13 protein-coding genes are annotated in these 23207 nt (G+C 54.9%); 6 read left to right on the forward strand and 7 right to left on the reverse strand.

Features of this window, described 5'->3' with window-relative positions; genetic code table 11:
* Window positions 1–15 precede the first annotated feature (15 nt).
* On the forward strand, window positions 16–1092 hold the full coding sequence (gene fic, locus V2154_RS01880) for a protein adenylyltransferase Fic (protein ID WP_353500831.1): 1077 nt from the start codon (window positions 16–18) through the stop codon (window positions 1090–1092).
* 74 nt (window positions 1093–1166) lie between these two features.
* Here fic and chbG read toward each other — a convergent pair whose 3' ends face one another.
* From chbG to V2154_RS01910, 6 genes are all read right to left on the reverse strand, one after another.
* Complete coding sequence (gene chbG, locus V2154_RS01885; RefSeq protein WP_353500832.1) at window positions 1167–1928, reverse strand: chitin disaccharide deacetylase; 762 nt, start codon at window positions 1926–1928, stop codon at window positions 1167–1169.
* 43 nt (window positions 1929–1971) lie between these two features.
* The gene (locus tag V2154_RS01890; protein ID WP_034786892.1) at window positions 1972–3315 is read right to left on the reverse strand and encodes a 6-phospho-beta-glucosidase; all 1344 of its coding nucleotides are present in this window, start codon (window positions 3313–3315) and stop codon (window positions 1972–1974) included.
* Window positions 3316–3408: 93 nt separating this feature from the next.
* The gene (gene chbR, locus V2154_RS01895) at window positions 3409–4245 is read right to left on the reverse strand and encodes a transcriptional regulator ChbR (RefSeq protein ID WP_353500833.1); all 837 of its coding nucleotides are present in this window, start codon (window positions 4243–4245) and stop codon (window positions 3409–3411) included.
* A 14-nt stretch (window positions 4246–4259) separates the two neighbouring features.
* Window positions 4260–4607 carry a PTS N,N'-diacetylchitobiose transporter subunit IIA gene (gene chbA / locus V2154_RS01900; RefSeq protein ID WP_034786899.1) on the reverse strand — a complete coding sequence of 116 codons (348 nt, stop codon included), beginning with the start codon at window positions 4605–4607 and terminating at the stop codon, window positions 4260–4262.
* A 65-nt stretch (window positions 4608–4672) separates the two neighbouring features.
* The gene (gene chbC / locus V2154_RS01905; protein ID WP_353500834.1) at window positions 4673–6031 is read right to left on the reverse strand and encodes a PTS N,N'-diacetylchitobiose transporter subunit IIC; all 1359 of its coding nucleotides are present in this window, start codon (window positions 6029–6031) and stop codon (window positions 4673–4675) included.
* Between the two features lie 102 nt (window positions 6032–6133).
* Window positions 6134–6466, reverse strand: coding sequence for a PTS sugar transporter subunit IIB (locus V2154_RS01910; protein ID WP_353500835.1), 333 nt, complete (start codon window positions 6464–6466; stop codon window positions 6134–6136).
* Between the two features lie 734 nt (window positions 6467–7200).
* Here V2154_RS01910 and V2154_RS01915 point away from each other — a divergent pair.
* The 3 genes from V2154_RS01915 to V2154_RS01925 are packed head-to-tail and all read left to right on the forward strand — an operon-like array spanning window position 7201 to window position 21742.
* Window positions 7201–8928 carry a ShlB/FhaC/HecB family hemolysin secretion/activation protein gene (locus V2154_RS01915; protein ID WP_353500836.1) on the forward strand — a complete coding sequence of 576 codons (1728 nt, stop codon included), beginning with the start codon at window positions 7201–7203 and terminating at the stop codon, window positions 8926–8928.
* A 21-nt stretch (window positions 8929–8949) separates the two neighbouring features.
* The gene (locus V2154_RS01920; protein ID WP_353500837.1) at window positions 8950–21486 is read left to right on the forward strand and encodes a hemagglutinin repeat-containing protein; all 12537 of its coding nucleotides are present in this window, start codon (window positions 8950–8952) and stop codon (window positions 21484–21486) included.
* Window positions 21473–21742 carry a hypothetical protein gene (locus V2154_RS01925; protein ID WP_353500838.1) on the forward strand — a complete coding sequence of 90 codons (270 nt, stop codon included), beginning with the start codon at window positions 21473–21475 and terminating at the stop codon, window positions 21740–21742. The genes V2154_RS01920 and V2154_RS01925 overlap by 14 nt, the downstream gene beginning before the upstream one ends.
* Before the next feature lie 59 nt (window positions 21743–21801).
* Here the strand turns inward: V2154_RS01925 and V2154_RS01930 are convergent, their stop codons facing one another.
* A complete protein-coding gene (locus V2154_RS01930; RefSeq protein WP_353500839.1) occupies window positions 21802–21960 on the reverse strand; it encodes a hypothetical protein in 159 nt (52 codons plus the stop codon).
* A gap of 126 nt (window positions 21961–22086) precedes the next feature.
* Between V2154_RS01930 and V2154_RS01935 the strand changes: the two genes are divergently transcribed.
* Complete coding sequence (locus V2154_RS01935; RefSeq protein ID WP_353500840.1) at window positions 22087–22569, forward strand: VENN motif pre-toxin domain-containing protein; 483 nt, start codon at window positions 22087–22089, stop codon at window positions 22567–22569.
* Window positions 22570–22601: 32 nt separating this feature from the next.
* A complete protein-coding gene (locus V2154_RS01940; protein ID WP_353500841.1) occupies window positions 22602–23207 on the forward strand; it encodes a filamentous hemagglutinin in 606 nt (201 codons plus the stop codon).

The following is a 23207-nucleotide window of genomic DNA, read 5'->3' on the forward strand; positions in this document are numbered from 1 at the left end:
GGTTTTTATAAACATATGAGTTGGGATCCTGAAACGCCTTACAACGCGTTGCCCATACTGCCGCCTGACTTGGAGCAGATTGAAACGCGCAGCGTACTCAAAGCTTGCATCAGTGCGCGCTCTGCAATCGCTGAGTTGAAAACTTCTGGTGAGTTGATCCCCGACCAAGGGTTGCTGATCAATATCCTGCCGATGCTCGAAGCGAAGGACTCATCGCGCATTGAGAACATCGTAACGACCAGCGATCAGCTCTTTCAGTATGTTGACCGTACAGAGGGTGCCGATCCGGCGACGAAAGAAGCGTTGCGCTATCGCACCGCGCTTTTTGATGGCTACACCCACCTTGAAGACTATCCACTCTGCACAAACACAGCGATAGCTATCTGTACCAAATTACGCGCCGTTCAAACTGATATCAGGAAAACGCCGGGCACGATGTTGCGTGACCAGAATAATAACGTGGTTTATACGCCGCCGGTGGGTGAAGAGGCCATTCGTAACTTAATGGCGAACTGGGAACGGTTTATCCATGGTGATGATGATTTAGATCCCTTGGTAAAAATGGCTATTGCGCACTATCAGTTTGAGTGCATCCACCCCTTCCCAGATGGGAATGGGAGAACGGGCCGTATCCTGAATATTCTCTACCTGATCCAGAGCGAACTGCTTTCGCTACCCATCCTGTATCTGTCTCGTTTTATCTTGGAGAGGCGTGACGATTACTACAGGCTCCTACGCGGAGTGACAGAGGAGGGGGATTGGGAGTCGTGGATATTATTTATGCTGGAGGCGGTGGAAAGCACCTCCCGATGGACTACTGAGAAAATCTCGATTGTGCGGGCCTTGATGGCTGAAACCTCGGCGTATGTTCGCGACAAACTACCGAAAATTTACACCCATGAACTGGTCCAAGCGCTTTTTGCACAGCCTTATTGTCGGATCGAGAATCTGGTTGAACGCGGCGTGGCTAAGCGCCAGACGGCATCACTCTACCTCAAGCAGTTGGTTGAAATTGGTGTGTTGGAGGAGATGAGCGTTGGTCGTGAAAAGCTGTATATAAACACCAGATTGCTACGGGAATTGAATCAGTAAGTGGTAGTCGCTAAGCAAACTGATGCCTTCTCCGAGAGGAGAGGGCATCAAAACCACAAAACGCCTACTCACTCCTACAACTCTCCAAATCCACCTAGTTTAAAACCACGCTCCCCAACCCCAGCCTTCACTCCAACCGACGTCAACACATCCAACTCCGCCAATCTTGGGTAGCAATACTTGCTGCCGAGGATGGTGTTGTCGATGAATGACGGGTGGCACATGATTTCCAGGGAGTGGTCGCCGCGCTGGTTGGCGTGGTCGAGGATGCTGAGAAACAGCTCCTCTGTGATGCTGTCGCCGTAGAAGGTGCTGTCGAAAGCGGCCGTGCTGCGCGCGCCGCACAGGGGGATGTTGTGCTGCTGGATAGCATCCCGGTCGATGCGCATCGCGACGTCTTGCTGTTGGGCGAAGGCTTCGACGATAGGGAAAATCTGCGGGATCATATGCACGTGATGGTGGCTGTCGATGTGCGTCGGTTTGCGGCCAAACAGTTCAATAAAGCGGGTGAGCTGGGCGGCAAGCTCTTGTTTAATTTGGTCGAGGGGCAGGGTGTCGGCTTCGGCCATCTCCCAGATCCATTTACCCAGAACGCCGTTGTCGCGCACTAAGCCCGGCATCTCGGTGAGAGGTTTACCAAGGGTGAGCACGAAGTGCATGCCGACCGGCAGCAGTGGGTTGGCGGCGCTGAGTTGGGCGGCGTGCTCGGCACCCGGCTGGTTGACCATAGCCGTGGTGGAGCTGACAACGCCGTGGGTGAAGGCGTCGATAATGCCGTAGTTCTGTGCTTTGCAAAGCCCGAAGTCGTCGGCATTGACTATCAGTAATTTATCCATAAATTGCCCTTTGGCAGCCCTCCCGCGAAGGAGGGCGCATAGGTTATTTTAGTTCTGCGATGGCTTTCGCAAAGTTCGGCAGCAGCGCTTCGTGCGCCAGCAGCATGTCGCGGGCCAGCTTCTCGGCGTCTTTGTCGGAATGAATCAGCGGGCTAAGGTTCAGCGCCAGCAGCACATCATTCAGTTTGCCGCTCAGGGCTGCTTCGCTCGCCGCAATCTCAAAGCCTTTGATGGTGTAAATCAGACCCAGCACTTTCTCATCGAAATGGGTAATGCGCGGAGTTGGCGTCGCACCGTTGCGCCCGATGGTGCAGGTCATCTCGACCGCCCAGTCAGCCGGAATATTATCAATATGCCCGTGGTGGGCGAAGTTGACGTATTGCTCGGTCTGTTTGTCATTGTAGATGGCGCTGATCACTTCGCACGCCGCGTCGGAGTAATAGGCCCCGCCGCGCAGCTCCAGCTCTTTCGGTTTTACGTTCAGCTCTGGGTCTTTATAAAGTTCGAACAGCTGTTTCTCGACCTTTTGTACCACGGTGGCACGCGCGCCGCCTTTGTAGAACTCGCCCATCTCGATGGCCAGCATCTCTTTGGGTTTGAAGTAGTAGAGCAAGTAGGAGCACGGCAGCAGGTTGAGCGAGCGGATCAGCCCTTCGCTGAATGGCAGGTCGAAGATGTTTTTTACCGAACCGGCGGTCAGGGTGCCGGAGGCCACGCCGTCCAGCAGCTCGGCGAAGCGCGACTCGCCGTTGACGATGACGTCTTTGATAAACACCAGATGGTTGAGGCCGAACAGGTCAATCGACAGCTCATCCTGCGGGCTAATCTTCAGCACGTCCTGAATGAACATCTTCATGCCGACCGGAATGTTGCACACGCCGATAAACTTCTTGAAGTTGGTGTGGCGAACCACGGCTTCGGTGACCATACCGGCCGGGTTGGTGAAGTTGATAACCCAGGCGTCTGGGCAGATCTCTTCCACATCTTTGATGATGTCGAAAATCACCGGAATGGTGCGCAGGCCTTTGAACAGGCCGCCCGCGCCGTTGGTCTCCTGACCCAAATAGCCGTGGCTCAGCGGGATGCGTTCATCCAGCTCGCGGGCTTTTAACTGGCCGACGCGCAGCTGGGTAGTGACGAAGTCGGCGTCTTTTAATGCTTCACGGCGATTTAATGTTTTATGCAAACTGATTGGCACGCCCGCGCGCTTTATCATGCGCTGGCAGAGATCAAAAATAATATCCTGCTTCTCTTTACCGGCTTCGACATCCACCAGCCATAATTCACTGATCGGCAACTCTTCATAACGTTTAATAAAGCCTTCGAGTAGTTCCGGGGTATAGCTGCTGCCACCGCCAATGGTGACTACTTTAAGTTTTTTAGACATAGGGGCTCCCGTGCAATATGAATGCACTTTAAACAAAGGTAAATATAGGAATGAGTGAAGACTATTATTGAGTCCGCATTAATTCATATACAGTCAGCTATTATTAAATAACTCCTTGCGATAATGCTTAGGCGTAAAGGTAGTTATTTTTTTAAAGTTCTTAATGAACATGCTAGGACTGCTATATCCCGAATCGTATGCAATATCAGTAATAGAGTAATTGGTTATCTCTAATTGCTTTTTGGCGAAATCAACGCGGATCTCATTAATAATCTGCATTGGCGTTTTGCCATAATGGCGCTGAGTGGCGCGCGTTAAATACTCCTGCGATTTTCCCGAAAGTTGCACCATGGTCGACAAAGCTTTATCGCCGAACTGGGTTTTATCGTGCATTTTCTCAATGGTCTCTTTGAGCCAAACCGGCACGTCAGGCGCGATATCAGACTCGCGATGATGACGAATACGGTTGATGGCGTAGAAGGTCACCATCTCAAGAAACTCGTTAAACTCGCCATTTTTGAAGTTGAGAGACGCCACCATCGACTCGATAAAGTTAAGAAACTCACTCTTAATTTTATACACCTGCGAGGCCACGAAGCAGGTCGGCAGCAAGGCCAGATAGTGCTGTTCGAAGAAGGCTTTACTGATGCCGACGTTTAATATCCGGGTTGGGCCAAACTCATAGAAACTCTGATGGTTGGAGCCCAGCGGGATAAAGGCGAAATCGCCACGCTCGAGCAGCACTTGCTTGCCGTTGATCTGCTGGTAGTAGCGGCCAGTGAGCACGATGGTGAACTCGTAGTAGTCGTGTTCGTGCAGCCCTGAGATGCTCTCTACCTTGTTGTAGATAAACATGTGGAAATTTTGACCGTCGAATAGTTGATCTTCGCGTGCTGTCTTAATGTCCATACTCAGTAACTGTGGCTGCATGATGACTCCCAACGCTATTTTATTTTCTCGTGAAGCTCAATGATCTCTGTCACTAACTCGCGTGCCAACATGGAGGTCATCAGGTGGTCTTGGGCGTGAACCAGCACCAGGCTGACCTTGGTTTTGCCTTCACCGGCGTCACCTTCAATCAGTTTGGTCTGCACCAGATGGGCTTCATGCAGCGACTCGCGTGACTTGGCCATCAGCTCCCAGGCCTTGGTGAAATCGCCTTGTTTAGCGACTTTCAGTGCTTCATACGCCAGGCTGCGCGCCTGCCCGGAGTTAATGATGAGGCCCATCACCACTTCTTCCAGACTGTCTAACTCTTCTTCACTGTCTTCAATGTTGTCTAAATCAAACATGGTTATCTCCCTGAGTTAACTCGTTGGATACTGGGGAGAATCTCCTCTCCCCAGCTTGCCTTAGATTAGAATTTTAGTGATGCAGCAATGTCTTCTTCGCTCTCTTCTTCTTCGATAATCGCCTGCGCTTTGTTCGACAAGATGACGAATGGCATGTAGACCAGCGTGGCAATACCGAGGTTGAACAGGGCGACTAACAGCGCCGCAATGCTGCCGTTACTGTTGAAGAAGGCCCCCAGCCCGGTAGGCATGGTCCACGGCGCGAGGTTGGTCACCGGCGGGATAATCCCCATGGTGTATGCCGTCAGCGTGATAATGGCCAGAATCGGTTGTACCAGAACAAACGGGATAAACATCACCGGGTTCATGATAATCGGCAGGCCGAACAGGATAGGTTCGTTAATCTGGAAGATGCCGGATGGCAGTGCCAGTTTGGCGACCTGACGGTGGTCCGCACGACGTGATGCGATAAAGATGGCGATGATCAGGCCCAGCGTTGCCCCAGAACCACCCAACAGGATGTAGGAGTCGAGCATTGGTTTAGCCCAGAAGTGGAAGGTCTGGCCCGCATCCAGCGCGGCTTGTACTGAACCATACTGGTTGTAAATGGCGATGTTCTCCAGCGCCCACGGGGTCATGATGCCGCTGTCCAGCGCGGTTAACGCGAGGGAGCCGTGAACACCAAAGAACCACAACAGGGAGTTGAAAATCACGTATGCCCAGCCCACCACGCTTCCCATTGATGCCAGAGGTTTGGAGATGGAATCCATAATAATCTGGTGGAAGTTGTGGCCGTATAGCCCCAGCAGCCAAGAGATAACCCCAAAGATACACAGGATGATGAAGCCTGGGATCAGTGCGGAGAAGGAGCGGGAGACGGAGGCCGGTACGCTGTCTGGCAGGGTGATAACCCAGTTGCGGCGGATAACAAAGGTAAACATCTCGGCGACGACTAAGCCGATCACCATGCCGGAAATAATGTTCGCGCCACCTAGCCAGTTGGCCCCGACGGCGTAAGCTTCGCCCACGCTATAAGGGGTGACGGTCATAAAGGCGGCCACGGAGAGCAGGCCTGCGGCCAGAGGATCCACTTTACGCTCTTCGGCTAAGGCCATCCCGATAAAGAACGGCGCCATGAGCGACATAATCCCTAATGTGCCGTTATACACATTGACGCCGATGGTTTTTAAACCGGCTAATGTCTCAATAGTGGAAGCGTCTAAACGAATGCCGAGAGAATAAAAGAAAGAACCCTCGCCGAAACTCAGAAATACGTTATTAATTAAAACGAACATCGCCCCTGCGAGGGTCAGCGGCATTAATCGGATGAAACCATTTTTAATAGCGTTAATATGGGGCTGTCTACCTATTTTTACAGCAAAAGGTAGAAGCACCTTTTCAAGTGAATCAATGGCTTTACTCATTTTTATTTTCCTTTAATGCCGCCTTTTAGACGGCCAGGGTATGAAATTCGCTCTTTGACTGCTGACTCTTTGACTTTTAAGTAATGCAAAATAAAAAATTAATTAATGACTCACAGATTGCTGACTTGATGCTTTAATTAAAGCGACTGCTGATTGAAGAACTTTTAACCCATCAACCTTGCCGTAGTGGATTGAATCAATCACTTCGACAGTTTTACCCGGTAGTAATCTTCTTATCTCATCCAACTTGTAAGCGATTTGCGGGCCGAGCAAGACTAAATCCGCTTCACCGCCTTTTTCTGCCGCCAGTGACTCGGAGAAGGCTTGGATGATGACTGGTACTTGGTGTTTTTCAGCGACGTCGTTCATTTTTTTAACCAGCAATGAAGTGGACATACCCGCCGAACAGAACAAATAAATGACTTTCTTTTCCATAACGTAATCCTCGTTTTTCTGAGAAATAACAGGGCAGAATGATTCGTCCTGATTGTCTCTGCTTGCAGTGAGTATAATCCAGCAAGCTCGATGGACGATAATTCATCTCTTGCTAAAATTGTCTCTCCTTGACCAATAGTTATGACTCCCTTCACATTTTGGGGAATTAAACAGCAAGATGGTATTTGAAGCGGCAATGAATCGCCGATGCGGCCATTCGTTATACCTATAGAATTAAAGACTATTTTGCTGTTTTCGCCAGAAAATAAGGCTCAAAGAAAATTAGCTCTTAACCTAGGAAATTCGCCTGATGCCTAGCGTGCTCTGCTTTCCCCCGTAACGAGAATCACTATCAAGCGCAAGATAACTAATCTGCCCGACGCCTCGGCAAAAATGTGCGGTTCCGCGCTGCCGATGATCGGCCCGCCAATCAGTACGTCTGACCCAAAGCGAGCATTAAATACTTCGATATTGATTGAGTCAGCCGCGCCAGCCTCCTCTGGCAATGACTGGGGTAGGTTTGAATCTAAACCGTCCCGTAGCCGTTTTCTCCATCTTCTCTTAACAATTTCCTCTGCGTTACAGTTTACATATCTTGACACAACTACCTTTTCAGAACCCCTAAAGTTAAATTTCTGCCCGCCGATAGCTGCTGGATGCACATTTATCAATCGGACCTGTTTAAAAGCCGGACAACCGTCTGCGAGCTATAGGGTCTGGAAAACGGCCAGGATATGGAAATCATCAGATCTCTTTCTGCGTTACCCCTTCGTGAATTGACTTACCGGATCACTGGCCGCAAAAATCTCGTTGGGTTCGGGGGGGCGGTAGCTTTGCTTTTCAGCCTCTCTGCCTTGGCTTCGCCATTAAGCCCGGCCGATCGCGACAGCATTGAGCAGCAACAGCGCCAATTGCTGGAGCAAAACCAGCAGCAGCGACAGGAACTGCAACGCAGCACCAGCCTGAGCGAAAAGCCTGCGCCGCAGTCCACTCGCCCCGGCGGGCCTTGTTTCGACATTCATACTATTAGGCTGACGGGTGCCGAGAAGATGTCGGCGGGCGTGCAGCAGGAGATAACCCGGCCCTACCTCAATCGCTGTCTGGATATTGGCCAAATCAACGCGCTGGTGAAACAGGTTTCTGACTGGTACATCGGCAAGGGGTATATCACCAGCCGAGCATTTTTGACTGAGCAAGATCTCTCCACCGGCACCCTGAATCTGCTGGTGATGGAAGGCAAACTCGAGCAGATAAAGATGGAGAACCAGCGCGGTGCGATGCTGGCGATGGCCTTTCCCGGCTTGGTCGGCAAGGTGCTCAACCTGCGCGATATTGAACAAGGTATGGAGCAAATTAATCGCCTACGCAAAACGCCGGTGCAGATTGAGATCCAGCCGGGCACTCAGCCGGGTTACTCCATCGTTAACCTGACCTCTAAGCCGGAATTCCCTCTTCAGGTCGGCGTGGGCTTCGATAATAGCGGGCAAAAAAGCACCGGTGTCGGGCAAATCAATGGCTCGCTGACCGCCAACAACCTGCTGGGGCTGGCGGACCAGTGGTTTGTCAGCGCGGCGCGCAGCAGCGCCTTTGCCAATGACCACGATGCGCAGAGCGTGCAGGCCGGATTCAGCCTGCCTTACGGCTATTGGACCGCCGATTATAACTACAGCTACAGCGATTACCTGACCACCCTCGAGTCACAGGGTTTTGAGTGGCGTTCGCGCGGCGACAGTCAGGCACATCGGGTAAACCTGAGCCGGGTGCTGTTCCGCAATGGCGACATGAAAACCGCGCTAGCGCTCGGCCTTACCCATCGCCTCAACCGCAACTATCTCAACGACGCGCCGCTAAAAAGCAGCAGTCGCAGCCTAACCAGTGTTAACACCGGCATCAACCACAGCCAAAAACTGTGGGGCGGCTATGCCACGTTAAACCCTAATTTTAGCCGTGGCGTGAGTTGGTTTGGTGGTGAAGATGACCAGCATAAAGCCAGCGATGGACCGCGCGCCGAGTTCAGCAAATGGACGCTGGCGACCAGCTACTACCTGCCATTGACCAAGCACGTGACTTGGCTCACCAGCGCCTACGGCCAGCAAACCGACGACCGCCTGTACGGCAGCGAACGCCTGAGCATCGGCGGCGAAAGCTCGGTGCGCGGCTATAAAGAGCAGTATTTGTCTGGCGATAACGGCGTTTACTGGCGAAACGAACTCGACGGCCAGCTTGGCACGCTGCCACTGCTCGGCCAGATCACGGCGATTGGCGCCATCGACGGCGGCGTGCTGCGCCACAACAACGACGACGTCAACGCCTCCGGCACCCTGTGGGGCGGCGCTATCGGGCTGGCTAACAGCAACCGTTATTTCTCCAGCCAGTTCACCGTCGGCTGGCCGCTGAAATACCCAGACTCGCTCTCCCCTGACCGCGTTACGGTTTATTACCGCATCGGCTTTGTGTTGTAACTTTTCATGAGGAATTCACGGATGGACGATTTAACAACACAGCCTGTTGCAACCTGGCGCAAATTGCTGACCTACACGCTGGTCACGCTTCTGGCCGCGCAGCCGTTGTTACCGGCCTTTGCCGCGGGCGTGACCGTCGCCAATGGCAATACGCAGGTGGATCAGGCGGGCAATGGCGTGCCGGTGGTCAATATCGCCACGCCAAATCAGGCGGGGATTTCTCATAACCAGTACAACGATTTTAACGTCGATCAGGAAGGGCTGATCCTTAATAACGCTACGGGAAAATTAACTCAGACCCAGCTCGGTGGATTGATTCAAAACAACCCAAACCTGCAACCGGGCAAAGAGGCGCAGGGCATTATTAACGAAGTGGTGTCCGCCAACCGCTCGCAGCTCAACGGCTATATGGAAGTGGCGGGGAAAGCCGCCAACGTAATGGTTGCCAACCCTTATGGCATCACCTGTAACGGCTGCGGATTCCTCAACACGCCAAATGCCACGCTCACCACCGGCAAGCCGGTTCTGGGTGCCGACGGCTCGCTGCAATCTTTGGAAGTGACGCAGGGCGCTATCACCATTGAAGGCAAAGGGCTGGACGCCACGCAGAGTGATGCCTTCTCTCTGGTTTCCCGCGCCGCGCAGATTAACGCCGGGCTTCACGCTAAGGATCTTAATGTCACCGTGGGGGCCAACAGTGTGGACGCGCAGGGGCACGCCACGCCGCTGGCGGCGGGCAATGCGCCGCAGCTGGCAATTGATACCGGCGCGCTCGGCGGCATGTACGCCAACCGCATTCATCTGGTGTCGAGCGATAAAGGCGTCGGCGTTAACCTCGGCAACCTCAATAGCGCGGTTGGCGACATGCAGATTGACGCCAACGGCAAGCTGGCGCTGGGCAATACCACCTCCAATGGCAAGCTAACGGCCAACGCGCAGGAGATTGCGCTACAGGGCACTCAGCAGGCGAGCGGCGATATAGCGCTGAACAGTCAGGGGCAGTTGGCGGTGCAGAACAGCCGCGTGACCAGCGGCGGCAATCTGGCACTTAACGGCGGGCAACTCAGCGCCGACGGGCAGGCGCAGGTTTCTGCGGCGGGCAATATCAACGCCAATGCTGCAAACGGCGGGCAGTGGCAGGGCAGCCTGACGGCTGGCAAAGATTTGCAACTGAGCGGCGGTGATTTCAGCAACGGCGGCACGCTGGCGGCGGCGGGCAATAGCCAATTAACCGCACGCAACCTGACTAACAACGGCGTAATCAGCGCGGGTGGCAGCTTACAGCTCAAGGCTGAACAGGAGCTGACGCAGGGCGCGAATGGCTCGGTGGCGGTAAATTCCTCCCTGAATATTGCTGCCGGGAATGCCAACTTGGGCGGCAAAATCAGCGGCAAGCGCGATAGCCAGATGAACTTTGGCTCACTCAACACCACGGCGGGTTCTGCTATCAGCAGCGACGGGGATCTGACGGTGAATGCCGACAGTGCCCAGCTCGGCGGCCTGCTTTCTGGCGACCAGCAATTGACCGGGCGCTTTGGTCAATTGACCACGTCGGCGGGCTCACAAATTCAGTCCGGCAGTGATGCGGATATCGCCGCCACCGGCAGCGCCGCGCTGTGGGGCAACCTGCGCGCCGGGCGCAACCTCCAGCTGAATAGCGGTTCACTCAGCGCCGACAAAGGGGCGCAGGTTTACGCCGTCGGCAACGTGCTGGCGAATGGCGGCAACAATGGCGTATGGAACGGCAATCTGACGGCGGGAGGCGATTTAGCGCTGAATGCCGCCGACTTCACCACCAACGGCACGCTGGCGGCAGGCGGCAACAGCCAGATCACAGCCCAAAAACTCACTAACGGCGGGATGATTCAGGCGCAGGGCCAACAGAGCCTCAACGCCACGGATCTCAGTAACAGCGGCAAGTTACAGTCCGGCGGCGGGCAGCAGATCCACGCCAACAATCTCGACAGTCAGGGCAGCATTGCGTCTCAGCAAGGGCTGGATCTGCAAATCGCCAAACAGCTTAACGTCGGCGAGGCGGGATCGCTGTTCGCGGGCGATAAATTGAATGCGCACGCGGGCGACATGGCCTTAGACGGCGTATTGATAGGGAAAAATGGTCTGACGCTGGGCGGCGATAGCCTCACCAGCGGCCAGAACTCATTACTTAACAGCCAAGGGGATATCGCGCTTAACAGCACGGATTTCACTCACGGCGGCCTGCTGGACGCGGGCGGTAGTAGCAACATCACCACCCAGAAGCTGACCAACACCGGGGTCTTACAGGCGCAGGGTGAGCAGAAAATCCAGACTGCCGAACTTAATAACGGCGGCAAGATCCAGTCAAAAGCAGCACAAAATATTCAGGCTGACAGCCTGCAAAACGATGGCGCAATCAGCGCCGATGGCAATTTACAGCTCAACGTCAAAAAAGAGCTGACGCAGGGCGACAATGGCAGCCTCGCGACCAATTCCGCGCTGGGTATTGCCACCGCGCAGGCCGTCCTTGGGGGCAAAATCACCGGCCAGCGAGGAACCCAGCTTGATGCCGGTTCGCTCAGCACCAGCGGGAATTCGTCCATTACCAGCGGCGGGGATTTGGCGATAAATGCCGACACCGCGCAGCTTGGCGGGCTGATTTCTGGCGACGGCTTATTAACCGGGCGTTTCGGCCAACTGACCGCGGCGGCCGGATCTCAGCTGCAATCAGGCGCGGATGCCAATATTGCCGCCACCGACAGCGCCGCGCTGTGGGGCAATCTGCGCGCCGGGCGCAATCTTCAGCTCAACAGCGGCTCACTCAGCTCTGGCAAAGGCGCACAGGTTTACGCCGTCGGCGGTGTGAACGCCAACGCTGGCAACAACGGCGTGTGGAACGGCAGCTTAACCAGCGGCGGCGATCTCGACTTCAACGCGGCTGATTTTACCAACGGCGGCACGCTGGCGGCGGGCGGCAACGCGCAACTCATCACCCAAAAACTCACTAACGGCGGGCTGATTCAGGCGCTGGGCCAGCAAAACCTCACTGCCAGCGATCTCAGCAACGGCGGCAAGTTGCAGTCTGGCAGCGCGCAGCAGATCCACGCCAACAATCTCGATAATCAGGGGCTGATGGGTTCCCAGCAGGGGCTGGATTTACAGGTCGCACGGCAGGCGACGATAGGGGATCAAGGCTCGGTTTTTGCCGGTGACCGGCTGGGGTTCACCAGCGGGCAGGCGCAGATTGACGGCGTGCTGACCGGCAAAAATGGCCTGACGCTAAACGCTGATGCGGTTAACGCCGGGCAGAACTCGGTGATCAACAGCCTTGGGGATATTCAGCTCAACGCGGCTCAGCAGGCGCTTAACGGCCAGCTTTCCACCACCGGCAATGTGGGCCTGAACGCCACGGATCTCGCCGTCGGCGCGCAGGGCAAGATCCACAGTGACAAAGACTTGTCGGTCGCCGCCAGCAATGGTGCGACGGTGTCCGGCGCGCTCGACGCCAACACGTTGCAAGCCAGCGGCGGCAAGCTACAGCTTAACGCGGGCGGCTCGCTGGCGGCTCTCGGCGATATGAACTTATCTGCCGCGCAGCAGCAACTCGACGGCACCAGCAGCGCGGGAAATAATCTGACGATCGCCGCTGATACTCTTAATAGCGCGAGCAGCGGCAAAACCTCGGCCAAAAACGATCTGCAGGCAAAAATAGCCAGCGGCGGGCAGTGGCTCGGCAGCTTAATTGCCGGGCGCGACCTGGGTTTCACCTCGGGCGACTTCAATAACGGCGGCACGCTGGCGGCCAACCGTAACGGGCAGTTCGGCTTTAAAACGCTGACCAACGGCGGCCTGCTGCAGTCTCTCGGTAGCCAGACCCTCTCCGGCGATATCTTCAATAACAACGGCACGGCGCAGTCCGGCGGCGACCAGACGCTAACCCTCAATAGTTTTGATAACCAAGGGCTGACCGGGGCGCAGGGCGATCTCGGCCTTAACGTGCGCGACAGTTTAACCACCGGCGACGGCAGCACCTTGCTGTCCGACGGCTTGCTCACCCTGCGTGCCGCGCAGGCCGATTTAGGCGGCACCCTGACCGGCGCGCGCGGGGCAAATCTTACCGCCAGCTCGCTGAGCAGCCACGCGGGTTCGGTGCAGAGCAGTAAAGGAGATGTGGCGCTCAACGCCGACACCGCCAAGCTAAACGGCTTCCTTTCCGCCGATGGCAGCATGGCGCTGACCACCCAGCAGCTGACGACCGGCAATGGTTCGCAGACGCAGGGCAAAAACGCGCTGGGGATCAGTGCGTCCAAACAGGCTGATTTAGCGGGCAAGCTGGTCACGCCGGGGACCCTCACCCTGCAAGCCGGAACGCTGAACAACAGCGCTGCGCTTGGCGCCAATAACGTGGAATTGAACGCGGGCACGCTGAATAACCAAGGGGCGCTGACCGCCGATAATAACCTGCACGTGAAAGCCGACGCTCTGCAACAGCAGGGCAGCCTCGCGGCGCAAAACCAGATGAACCTTGAAGGTAAAACGCTGGTCAACCAAGGCAATATTGCGGCGGGCGATCTGACAGTTAATGCCAGTGGGAGTTTGGATAATCAGCAGTCGGGCACCCTTTCCGCCTCGCGCGGCGCAACGCTCACCACGCCGACGCTGACCAACCAAGGCACGCTGGCGGCGAAAACGCTGGGCGTCAATGCGGGCAGCATCAGCAATAACGGGCTGGTGCAGGGCAATGGCGATACCACGCTGACCGCCAATTCTCTGGCGAACGGCACTCAGGGGCGGGTGCTGTCTGGCGGCACCCTCGACCTGCATCTTGGCGACACCCAGAATCAGGGGCGTCTACAGGGTAATCAGCTCAACCTGACCGGCAATGGCCTGAACAACGGCGGCACGCTGCTCGGCAGCAATGGGCTGAACACGCAACTTCAGGGTGACCTGAATAACGCGGGCAGCCTGCTGACCTCGGGCAAGGCGATCATCAATGCCGCCACGCTGGAGAACGGCGGGCAGCTGCTGAGTGATAAAGACGCGACAATCAGCGCGGGCCGCATCACCAACCAAGGGCAGATGCAGGGCGACACGCTGACGCTGAATGCCACTAACGCTGACAACAGCGGCAATATCATCGGCCTGAAGGGGCTGACGGCCCAGCTTCAGCAAGATCTCAATAACGCCACTTCCGGCAAAATGCTCACCCAAGGGGCGCTGGCGATCACTGCCGCCCACGCCACCAATAACGGCAGTTGGCAGGCCGATAGCGCGGATCTTCACGCCAACCAGTTGGATCTGAATGGCGCGATCCAGACCGCTTCTCGCGCCAATCTTATTCTGACCGGCGCGCTTAATACCCAGTCGCAGGGCAAAGTCGTCTCTTCCGGCTTGGCAGTATTACAGGCTTCAAGCCTCAACAATCTGGGGAACTGGTCGGCCAATAACTTGCAGTTGCAGGGCGGCACTCTGAGCAACGGCGGCACCGCCAGCGGCGTGAGCTCTCTGGCCACCAGCCTCAGCGGGCAGCTGCAAAACCAGCAGGGCGGAGCCTTGCTCAGCGGCGGCACCAGCACCCTGAATGCGGGCAATATTGCCAACAGTGGCAATTTGCAGGCCAACAACTTGGTGTTCAACACCAACAGCTTGTCGAATAACGGCCAGCTACAGGGTCAACAGAGCCTGAGCGGCACGGTAAAAAATGATATCAATAATCTTGGCGGCGGCACGCTGCGCAGCCAAGGGACGCTGGATCTCGGCGCACAGTCACTGCTCAATCAGGGGCAGTTGCAGGGCGACGGCGTCAGCCATATCACCCTCAGCAATAACCTGAACAATCAGGGCACGCTGCTCAGCGGCGGCGCGTTAACCCTCTCCGCTCCGACCTTAAACAACAGCGGCGTGCTGCAAAGTCAGGGCCTAACACTCAGCGGCAATACGCTCAATAACGGCGGCACCTTGACCGGGCAGGGCGGCAGTACGCTCACCTTCGGCCAGACCTACAATCAGGGGCAGCTGCAAGGGGATTGGCTGCAACTGAACGGCGGCGAGTTGCACAACAGCGGCACGCTGTTCGCCAGCCAAGCGCTGGGAATTAATGTCCAGAACGCCGACAACCAGTCCAGCGGCAAGCTTTACAGCGCGGGGAACCTGACGCTGGTCGCGCCGACCCTCAACCCGGCGGGCAGCCTGCTGGCGCGGGGTGATTTGACCTTACAACTGGGATCGGGCTTCAACCAGAGCGGAACGCTGGCGGCGGGGCAGAACCTTAGCCTGAGCACGCAGGGCGACCTGAATATCTATGGGACGCTGCAAGGCAACGGCATTCAGCTCAGCTCCACGGGCAATTTCAGCAACAGCGGCGTGCTGCGCGGCGGTGGCGGCACGGTTGGCGTTGATGCCAACAACATTACGCTCAACGGCAATGGCAGCCTGAACTCCGGCGGCGATATTCGCCTCGCCAGCCGCGGCCAGCTCAATAACAGCGGCTTTGTCGGCGCAGCGGGCAACCTGCTGATGTCCGCCGCCGGGCAACTGGGCAACACCGCGCTGCTCTACGCGGGTAATAACCTGCAACTGCTGGCTGACAGCATCAATAACTACCGTGGCGATATTCTGGCGGGCAACAGCCTGTGGATGATGCGCGACGGCAGCGGCGCGGCCAACACTCAGGTGGTCAATACCTCCGGCAATATCGAAACCACCAATGGCGATATCACCATTAACACCGGCCATCTGCTGAACCAGCGTGATGGGCTGAGCAGTTCGAGTAGTTATCAGGCGGGCAGTAATGCCGGGGTGAATCAGGGGCAGAGTTCGATACAGATCCAGCTAGGTGACCTGAATGATGATGAGATTGGTGTCTACTTGGAAACGCGGACGCGTCATACAGGCGGGAGTAATGGTAAAGGCAACGGTGGCGAAGAGTCCTATACCGTTGTCGGTTTGGCTCCGACCAAAGCCGCGGCGAATAGGCAGTTCTTGGTGGGTTCTTCGACGGTAACTGCTACCGCGACAGGTGGTGCGGGCCGCATTGCCGCAAACCGCAATTTAGCTGTTTCGACCGGCGTGCTTGATAACCTCGGCAGTAATATCTTGGCTGGAGGGAATATTGCGCTTTCGGGTTCTAACCTGAATAACCAATCATATGAGAACAGCGTCCAGAATGAATATCTAACTTATCAATACATTGGAACGATAGGTACCCTGCAAAAAGATACAACTCTTATTCCTGATATCCGCAAAGGTAATACCAGAGCAACCCACTATGAAACGGGTTTGGGAGATAAGATCACTTATAAACTCACTGGTGCCCCAACTTACGAGACGACCAGCACCGGCGAAGGTCTGCGTTCGGTCATTCAGGCGGGGGGCGCGGTTAATGCCAGCTTCAGCAATAACATCAGCAATACCACCACCAGTGCCAACGCGGGCGGGATTTCCCATGAGATTGGCGCGCCGACGCTAAACGGTGCTTCCGGCGTGCAGCAGGTCAGCGGGACGCAGGCCCAGCAGTTGGCTGCGGGGAAAAACCTGACGCTAGGCTCGGTGCAGTGGACCAATTCAGTCCAAGATGCGCTGAAGCAGATCGGTAATCAGGGCGCGGCTTTGACTGATTATCCGTTGCCGACCAGCAATAACGGCCTGTTCGTCGCCAATAAAGATCCGTCCAGTCCTTACCTGATCACCACCAACCCGCAGCTTGGCCAAATCGGTAAAACTGATCCTAATCTTTTTAACGGCTTAAACGATTACCTTTCACGCCCGACCTCGTCGGTCTCGGGAGTGAACCAGCAGGCGACGCAGAACAATGGCGGCCCTGAGTTTGCGACGGTGAATCATTCAGGTGGGATGCCAAGCCTGTCTTCAGTATCGGCTGTGGCCTCGGCGCAGACGCCAGTCGCGGGTTCGACCGCTATCGCTACGCCCGCAATGGGTTCCGTGAGTGCGCAAGGCAAGGTGATTAACCCGGTCGTTACTCCCGGCCAGACCACCAATCCGCTGATTGAGACGCGCCCGCAGTATACCGACGAGACGCAGTTCCTCGGCTCTTCCTACTTTATGGATAGGCTAAAACTGCGCCCGGACTATGACTATAAATTCCTCGGCGACGCGGCTTTTGATACTCGCTATGTCAGCAATGCGGTGCTCAGTCAGACCGGCCAGCGCTACGTGGGCGGCACGGGGTCTGACCTGCAACAGATGCAGTATCTGATTGATAATGCTGCCGAACAGCAGGCAGGTTTAGGGCTGAAACTGGGCGTTAGCCTGTCGCCAGATCAGGTCGCGGCATTGACCAAAAGTATCGTTTGGTGGGAGAAGACCACCATCGATGGCCAGACCGTGCTTGCGCCAAAACTCTATCTCTCCGCCAATGACACCCACGCGGTAACGGGCAGCGTGATTTCGGGAGATACCGTCAACCTTGACGCCGGACACATCGTTAACGCCGGGAGCACGATTCAGGCCGACACCCAGCTCGCCGCCAAAAGCAGTGGTTCGCTGGATAACCTTAACGCCGGTTTAATCAAATCCAACGGCGATCTACAGCTCAGCGCGATTGGCGATATCAACAACATTGGCTCCTCCATCAGCGGCAAGACGGTTGATCTCGAGTCTTTAAGTGGTGATATCAATAACATCACGCAGGCCCAGCAGTGGAACGCCGCGCCAGCGACCGGCAAAAATAAAGGGCTTACTTTCAGTGACACTCTGACCGGCAGCCTCGCCAGCATTAGCGCTACCGATGGCCTGTCGCTCAGCGCGGGCAACAACATCAACAACACCGGCGCAAAACTCAGTGCAGGAACGGGCTTGCAGCTCGACGCCCTGAACGACGTCAATATCACCGCCAACGCCATCAATAGTGACAAAACCGCGTTCAGTGGCTGGTATGGCAACAACGGCACGCGCACCATCAGCAGCGACAGTCAGGGGAGTGATATCAGCTCGGGCGGCATGGTGGATATCAGCGCCGGACATGACCTCAACCTCACCGCCAGCGCAGTCAACGCCAAGGGCGACGCCAGCCTGAGCGCGGGGAATGACGTTAATCTGACGACGATGGACAAGAGCAGCCATCAGACCACCAAAAACAGTCAGAACGATGTCAACAATGCGACGCGCAGCAGCGTCAGCAGCGGCGGCGATCTGGATATCTCTGCCGGTCGTGACCTCAACTCGCGGGCTGCCCAGCTCGCCGCTGACCTCAATACTTCGCTCAGCGCCGGGCGCGACGTCAACCTCGCCGCGCAGCAGACCAGCAGCTACAGCGAACATCACGGCAGCAAAGACCAACACATCACCGAGACGGTTCGCCAGCAGGGAACCGACATCACCAGCGGCGGCGGCACTTCAATCGCTGCCGGTCGTGATATCAACACCCAAGCCGCCGAAGTCAAAGCGGTCGGCGATCTGGCGCTCAACGCCGGGCGTGACGTCAATATCACCACCGCCAAAGAGAGCGACTACCAGTACGACGAAGAGACCAAAACCAAAAAAGGCCTGTTCTCCAGCACCACCACGCACACCGTAAAAGAGGACTCTTCCACCACCGAGAAGGGGACGCTGCTGAGTGGGGATAATGTTTCTGTTGTGGCTGGGCAAGATCTGAACGTGACGGGTTCGGCGATTGCGGGAGATGGTCAGGTTGGGCTGAAGGCGGGTAATGACGTCAACATTGTGGCGGCAACCGAAGAACAATCGAGCTACCGACTAGATGAGAAGAAAAAGAGCGGCTTATATAGCGGCGGCGGTATTGGGATCACCGTCGGCAGTGTTTCATCCAAACATGAATTAAACTCTGCAGACACCACTCAGAGTCAGAGTGTCAGCACCGTGGGCAGCACTGGCGGCAACCTGAGTGTGGAAGCTGGTGGTAAGGCGTTGATCAGCGGCGCGGATCTGATTGCAGGCAAAAACATGTCTGTCACAGGCGACTCGGTGCAAATCGATCCGGGTAAAGATACTCACCGCAGTGATGAAAAAACCGAGCAGAAGAGCAGTGGTATTACGCTGGCACTCTCAGGAACCGTCGGCAGCAATATCAACGCGGCGGTAACCACGGCGCAGCAAGCTAAACAGGAGAGTGATGGCCGACTGGCTGCGCTGCAAGGGGCAAAAGCCGCACTTTCGGGTGTTCAGGCTTCACAAGCGAGCCAACTGGCCGAAGCGAAGAATGATACTGGCAATATGATCGGCATTAGCATTTCAGCCGGAATGCAAAAGTCCTCGTCTTCCCAGCATCAAGAGCAAGTCGCGGTTAATGGCTCGACCTTAAACGCGGGTAATAACCTGACGGTGACGGCAACCGGTAAAGGCTCAAGTACCAATAGCGGCGACATCGCCATCGCGGGTAGCCAACTTAAAGCCGGGGGTGACACCACGCTTGACGCTTCCCGAGACATTTTGTTGGGCGGTGCTGCTAATACTCAACTCACGGAAGGCAGCAATAAGAGCAGCGGCGGCAATATTGGCGTCAGTTTGGGCGTGTCCAATGGTGGGCAGGGCGGCGGTTTAAGTGTCTTCGCCAACGCCAATGCCAGCAAAGGCAATGATAAAGGCAACGGCACGACGTGGACCGAGACCACCCTCGACAGTGGTAAAACGCTGAACCTGCTCAGCGGGCGCGATACCTCGCTCGTGGGGGCTCAGGCCAATGCCGACACCATCAATGCTGATGTCGGTCGCAACCTGACGTTGCAAAGCCAGCAGGATACCGATCGTTACGACTCTAAACAGCAGAGTGTCAGCGGCGGCTTAAGCGTGGCGATTATCGGCGCAGGCGGCTCGGCCAGTCTGAGTGTCAGCAGCGATAAGATGCACAGCAACTTTGATTCGGTGAATGAGCAGACGGGACTATATGCAGGTAAGGGCGGGTTTGACATTCATGTCGGTGACCACACGCAGTTAGACGGCGCGGTGATCTCAAGTACCGCAAATGCAGACAAAAATAGTCTGGATACGGGGACTTTGGGCTTTAGCGATATCCATAACGAAGCCGATTATAAAGTCGATCATCAAGGCGGCGGCTACAGCTCTGGTGGCCCGGTCGGCGCACAAATCGTCGGCAACATGGCAAGTGCGCTACTGTCCGGCATTAATAATTCTGGGCATGCGGAAGGCAGCACGCAGGCCGCCGTCTCGGCGGGCACTATCACGGTTCGTGACCAAGCAAATCAGCAACAGAATGTCGCTGACCTTAGCCGCAATACTGAACATGCCAACGGCAGCATCACGCCAATCTTCGACAAAGAAAAGGAGCAGAAACGTCTTGAGCAGACACAGCTGATTAGTGAGGTATCGAGCCAAGTAGCAGACGTAGTTCGGACGCAGGGACAACTTAAAGCCATTGATGCCGGTAAAGCTGAACTGGCGAAAAGCAATATTTATGAGCCTGCGAAAGATGCACCGACACAAGTATGGAAAGATTATAACGATAAAGTAGAAGCCACCAAAAGTTACCAAGAGACCCAGAAAAATTACGGGACGGGAAGTTCGCTTCAGCGTGGTATTCAGGCGGCGACGGCAGCAATTCAGGGCTTGGCCGGTGGTGATATTCAGTCAGCGATTGCCGGTGCGAGTGCGCCATATATGGCGTCACTGATCCACAAATTAACCGAAGAGCCTAATCCTACCGACCCGAATGGTGAGCCGGTAGTCAATCGTGAAGCCAATCTGATTGCCCACGCGGTTCTCGGCGCCGTGGTGGCTCAGATGCAAGGTAACAGTGGATTGTCAGGCGCATCGGGTGCCGCCATCGGCGAGTTCATTGCGCAAGAAATGTATCCGGGCGTTAAGCGAGCAGATCTCAGCGAAGAGCAGAGACAAACTATCTCTTCACTTTCAACTCTCGCTGCTGGCCTTGCTGGTGGCTTAACCGGAGATAGCTCGGCCAATGTCGTTGCGGGTGCGCAGGCAGGGAAGAACTCTGCCGAAAACAATAATCTTTCATTGCCCTCAGGGATGGTTGATTACGGTCAAGCAGCAACTTCATGGAATCAATACGCTGTAGACAACAATCTATCTCCTGAACAGACGCAGGCGGGGTTGGATAGGTTAGCAAAAGGTGATTTACCGGAAGGTGCTAATATAGCGAAAGTCGTTGTTGATGGTTATGTGGATGGTGTAATGATTGCGGGAGCCTGGTATCTGGGGCCAGCGGCATCGATAGGAAAAGTTGTTGCGAGTTCTGCAATAAGCGAAATCGCCAATGGCTCTTATCAGTGGTATGACCTGAGTCAATCGGGTAATGAAAATAAGAGTTGGGATTACTGGGGAAGTGTCTCGGCAGGCATCACCGGGGCGCTGGCTCCGGGGCGGGGCGTCTGGCAGAACGCAGGGATTGCAGCAGGTGGGACATTGTTTACAGATGGCCCAGATAAAGGCGCTTTAGCTGGAACTGGGGCTGGTTGGGCATTTGGTGCAATAGTTGGAGTAGTTGCACCGCCTATATTGAATCCAGTTTTAGGCCCTGGCTCTGGCTTTGTTAGTGATGTCATTAGTTCTGTTGGTGGTGAATTTATTGGTAATAAAATCGAAGATAAAATAAATAAGAAGGATTTCAATAATGCTGATAAATAAAAAAAAGAATATAAACTTGAAGATTTTATTTTTAAGTGTTGTTTATCTTATTTTCTGTTGTTTCATTTTTTTCTTTATGGCTAGTGTTGTTATTGACTTGATTTTTGATAGTAAGGTTAATTTAACACGAAAAGTAATTATAGATATCCTCGTTGTAAGTACTATCTCAGGAACTGCGGGGGGGCTGGGTTCATGGATTTTTGCCAAGATAGACGAACGTAAAGCCCGAAAATCTCCCCCATCAGATCCTGAGTAAAGCACAGATCCCGGCCACAGAGCCGGGATCCTTTTATCAGCCGTTACCAGCACTACCCGTCACGGCGCTTGAACATCGCCGGCATCTTTAAGCTCTCCCGGAAAATCCTTGATCCACTGGTTCATCTTCTTCTCGTTGAAGTTAAGGATGCTTAAGCCTTCGGCGCAGCCCCACAGCTCGCGGGTGTTCTGGGTGGTGATGACGATGTAGTTCGGCAATACTACTATCTCCAACTGCAGCCAGTCGTCCAAGTCGGAGTAGACGCAGACCAATAATCAGAGTCAGGACAGCAACCACTAAGACTCGAAACAGCAAAGTGCGGAGGTGTCGTCCGCGCGGCGATTATGAGCCAAGCACTGGCTGGTGGGTTAGTACCCTATCTTTCACTGGCGGTGAAAAAAGCTACCGAAGGTGATCCGACGGCCAATATTGCGGGCCATGCGTTAGCTGGGGCCGTTATCGCCTATCTACAAGGCCGTTCAGTGTCAGGCGGCGCAGCGGGTGCTGCGGGTGGCGAACTTGCTGCTCGTGCCATTATGGCAGAGATCTATCCGGGCAGAAGTGTTGAAAGCCTGAGTAACGATGAGAAGAGTAACATTCGTGCACTCAGTCTCTTGGCCGCGGGCTTAGCGGGTGGTATAGCAGATAGCTCTTTAAATGCCGCAGGAACGGGAGCTGTTGGCGGTAAGGTGACGGTTGAGAATAATAATCTTGCTTTAATTCGTGCCGGGGGTGCCGTTTGTGCGGAGGTATCCGTATGCCGAGATAGTATTGTTAAACTGGGGCTTGGTGCTCTGCTAGGGGGGGGGCTGCAACATCTGCCATAGAAAACCTTTCTGAGTCGCAAAAAACTAATATTATGTTGGCGGCAATGTCTGGTGATCAGAAACTAATAGACAATTTGTCCCCGACAGAACGTGCAGCTTATGATGAACTGAAGACAAGCCAAGGAATTATCACTGTCTTCCCTTCTGAAGGAAAAGACCTCACAGGTGGAAAACTTGAGAATCCGATTGCTGATAACAGCAAAGGAACCTCTCTAGTAACTCCGGACCAAAGTGGTGGGCAAGGTGCGAGTAATACAGGGAATAGCGACGGCGCGCCGAATGTAGGTGGGAATACGATCACGACACCTGTTGCGGAGCAGAATCCGGATGATTTGGCTTATACATCAGAGAATAGTAAATATGTTCCCAGTCCCAAACATGCCGCTGGAGGCTGGGGAACCCCAATGGATTTAAGTGATTCGAAGGCCCAAGAGGTATTAAATAACTCTATTCAAGGCGGTAAGCAAAAATATGGAATTAGTGACGGTAAAATCTATGAATTCCAACCAGATAATGTTGGTGGATGGCATGGTTATCCGGTACCAGGGACAGAAGCTCCACCTAAAGTATTACGTGAGTTCCTTACTAGAGGTGATATTAGCAAAGCTGAATACAATAAAATGATTAAAGGTAAATAA

Source organism: Ewingella sp. CoE-038-23, from assembly GCF_040419245.1.
Taxonomy (GTDB): domain Bacteria; phylum Pseudomonadota; class Gammaproteobacteria; order Enterobacterales; family Enterobacteriaceae; genus Ewingella; species Ewingella allii.

Excerpts from the sequence above, each read along its gene's own strand:
- fic (WP_353500831.1), top strand. The coding sequence starts at position 16 with ATGAGTTGGGATCCTGAAACGCCTTACAACGCGTTGCCCATACTGCCG.
- chbG (WP_353500832.1), bottom strand. The coding sequence starts at position 1,928 with ATGGATAAATTACTGATAGTCAATGCCGACGACTTCGGGCTTTGCAAA.
- V2154_RS01890 (WP_034786892.1), bottom strand. The coding sequence starts at position 3,315 with ATGTCTAAAAAACTTAAAGTAGTCACCATTGGCGGTGGCAGCAGCTAT.
- chbR (WP_353500833.1), bottom strand. The coding sequence starts at position 4,245 with ATGCAGCCACAGTTACTGAGTATGGACATTAAGACAGCACGCGAAGAT.
- chbA (WP_034786899.1), bottom strand. The coding sequence starts at position 4,607 with ATGTTTGATTTAGACAACATTGAAGACAGTGAAGAAGAGTTAGACAGT.
- chbC (WP_353500834.1), bottom strand. The coding sequence starts at position 6,031 with ATGAGTAAAGCCATTGATTCACTTGAAAAGGTGCTTCTACCTTTTGCT.
- V2154_RS01910 (WP_353500835.1), bottom strand. The coding sequence starts at position 6,466 with ATGGAAAAGAAAGTCATTTATTTGTTCTGTTCGGCGGGTATGTCCACT.
- V2154_RS01915 (WP_353500836.1), top strand. The coding sequence starts at position 7,201 with ATGGAAATCATCAGATCTCTTTCTGCGTTACCCCTTCGTGAATTGACT.
- V2154_RS01920 (WP_353500837.1), top strand. The coding sequence starts at position 8,950 with ATGGACGATTTAACAACACAGCCTGTTGCAACCTGGCGCAAATTGCTG.
- V2154_RS01925 (WP_353500838.1), top strand. The coding sequence starts at position 21,473 with ATGCTGATAAATAAAAAAAAGAATATAAACTTGAAGATTTTATTTTTA.
- V2154_RS01935 (WP_353500840.1), top strand. The coding sequence starts at position 22,087 with ATGAGCCAAGCACTGGCTGGTGGGTTAGTACCCTATCTTTCACTGGCG.
- V2154_RS01940 (WP_353500841.1), top strand. The coding sequence starts at position 22,602 with ATGTTGGCGGCAATGTCTGGTGATCAGAAACTAATAGACAATTTGTCC.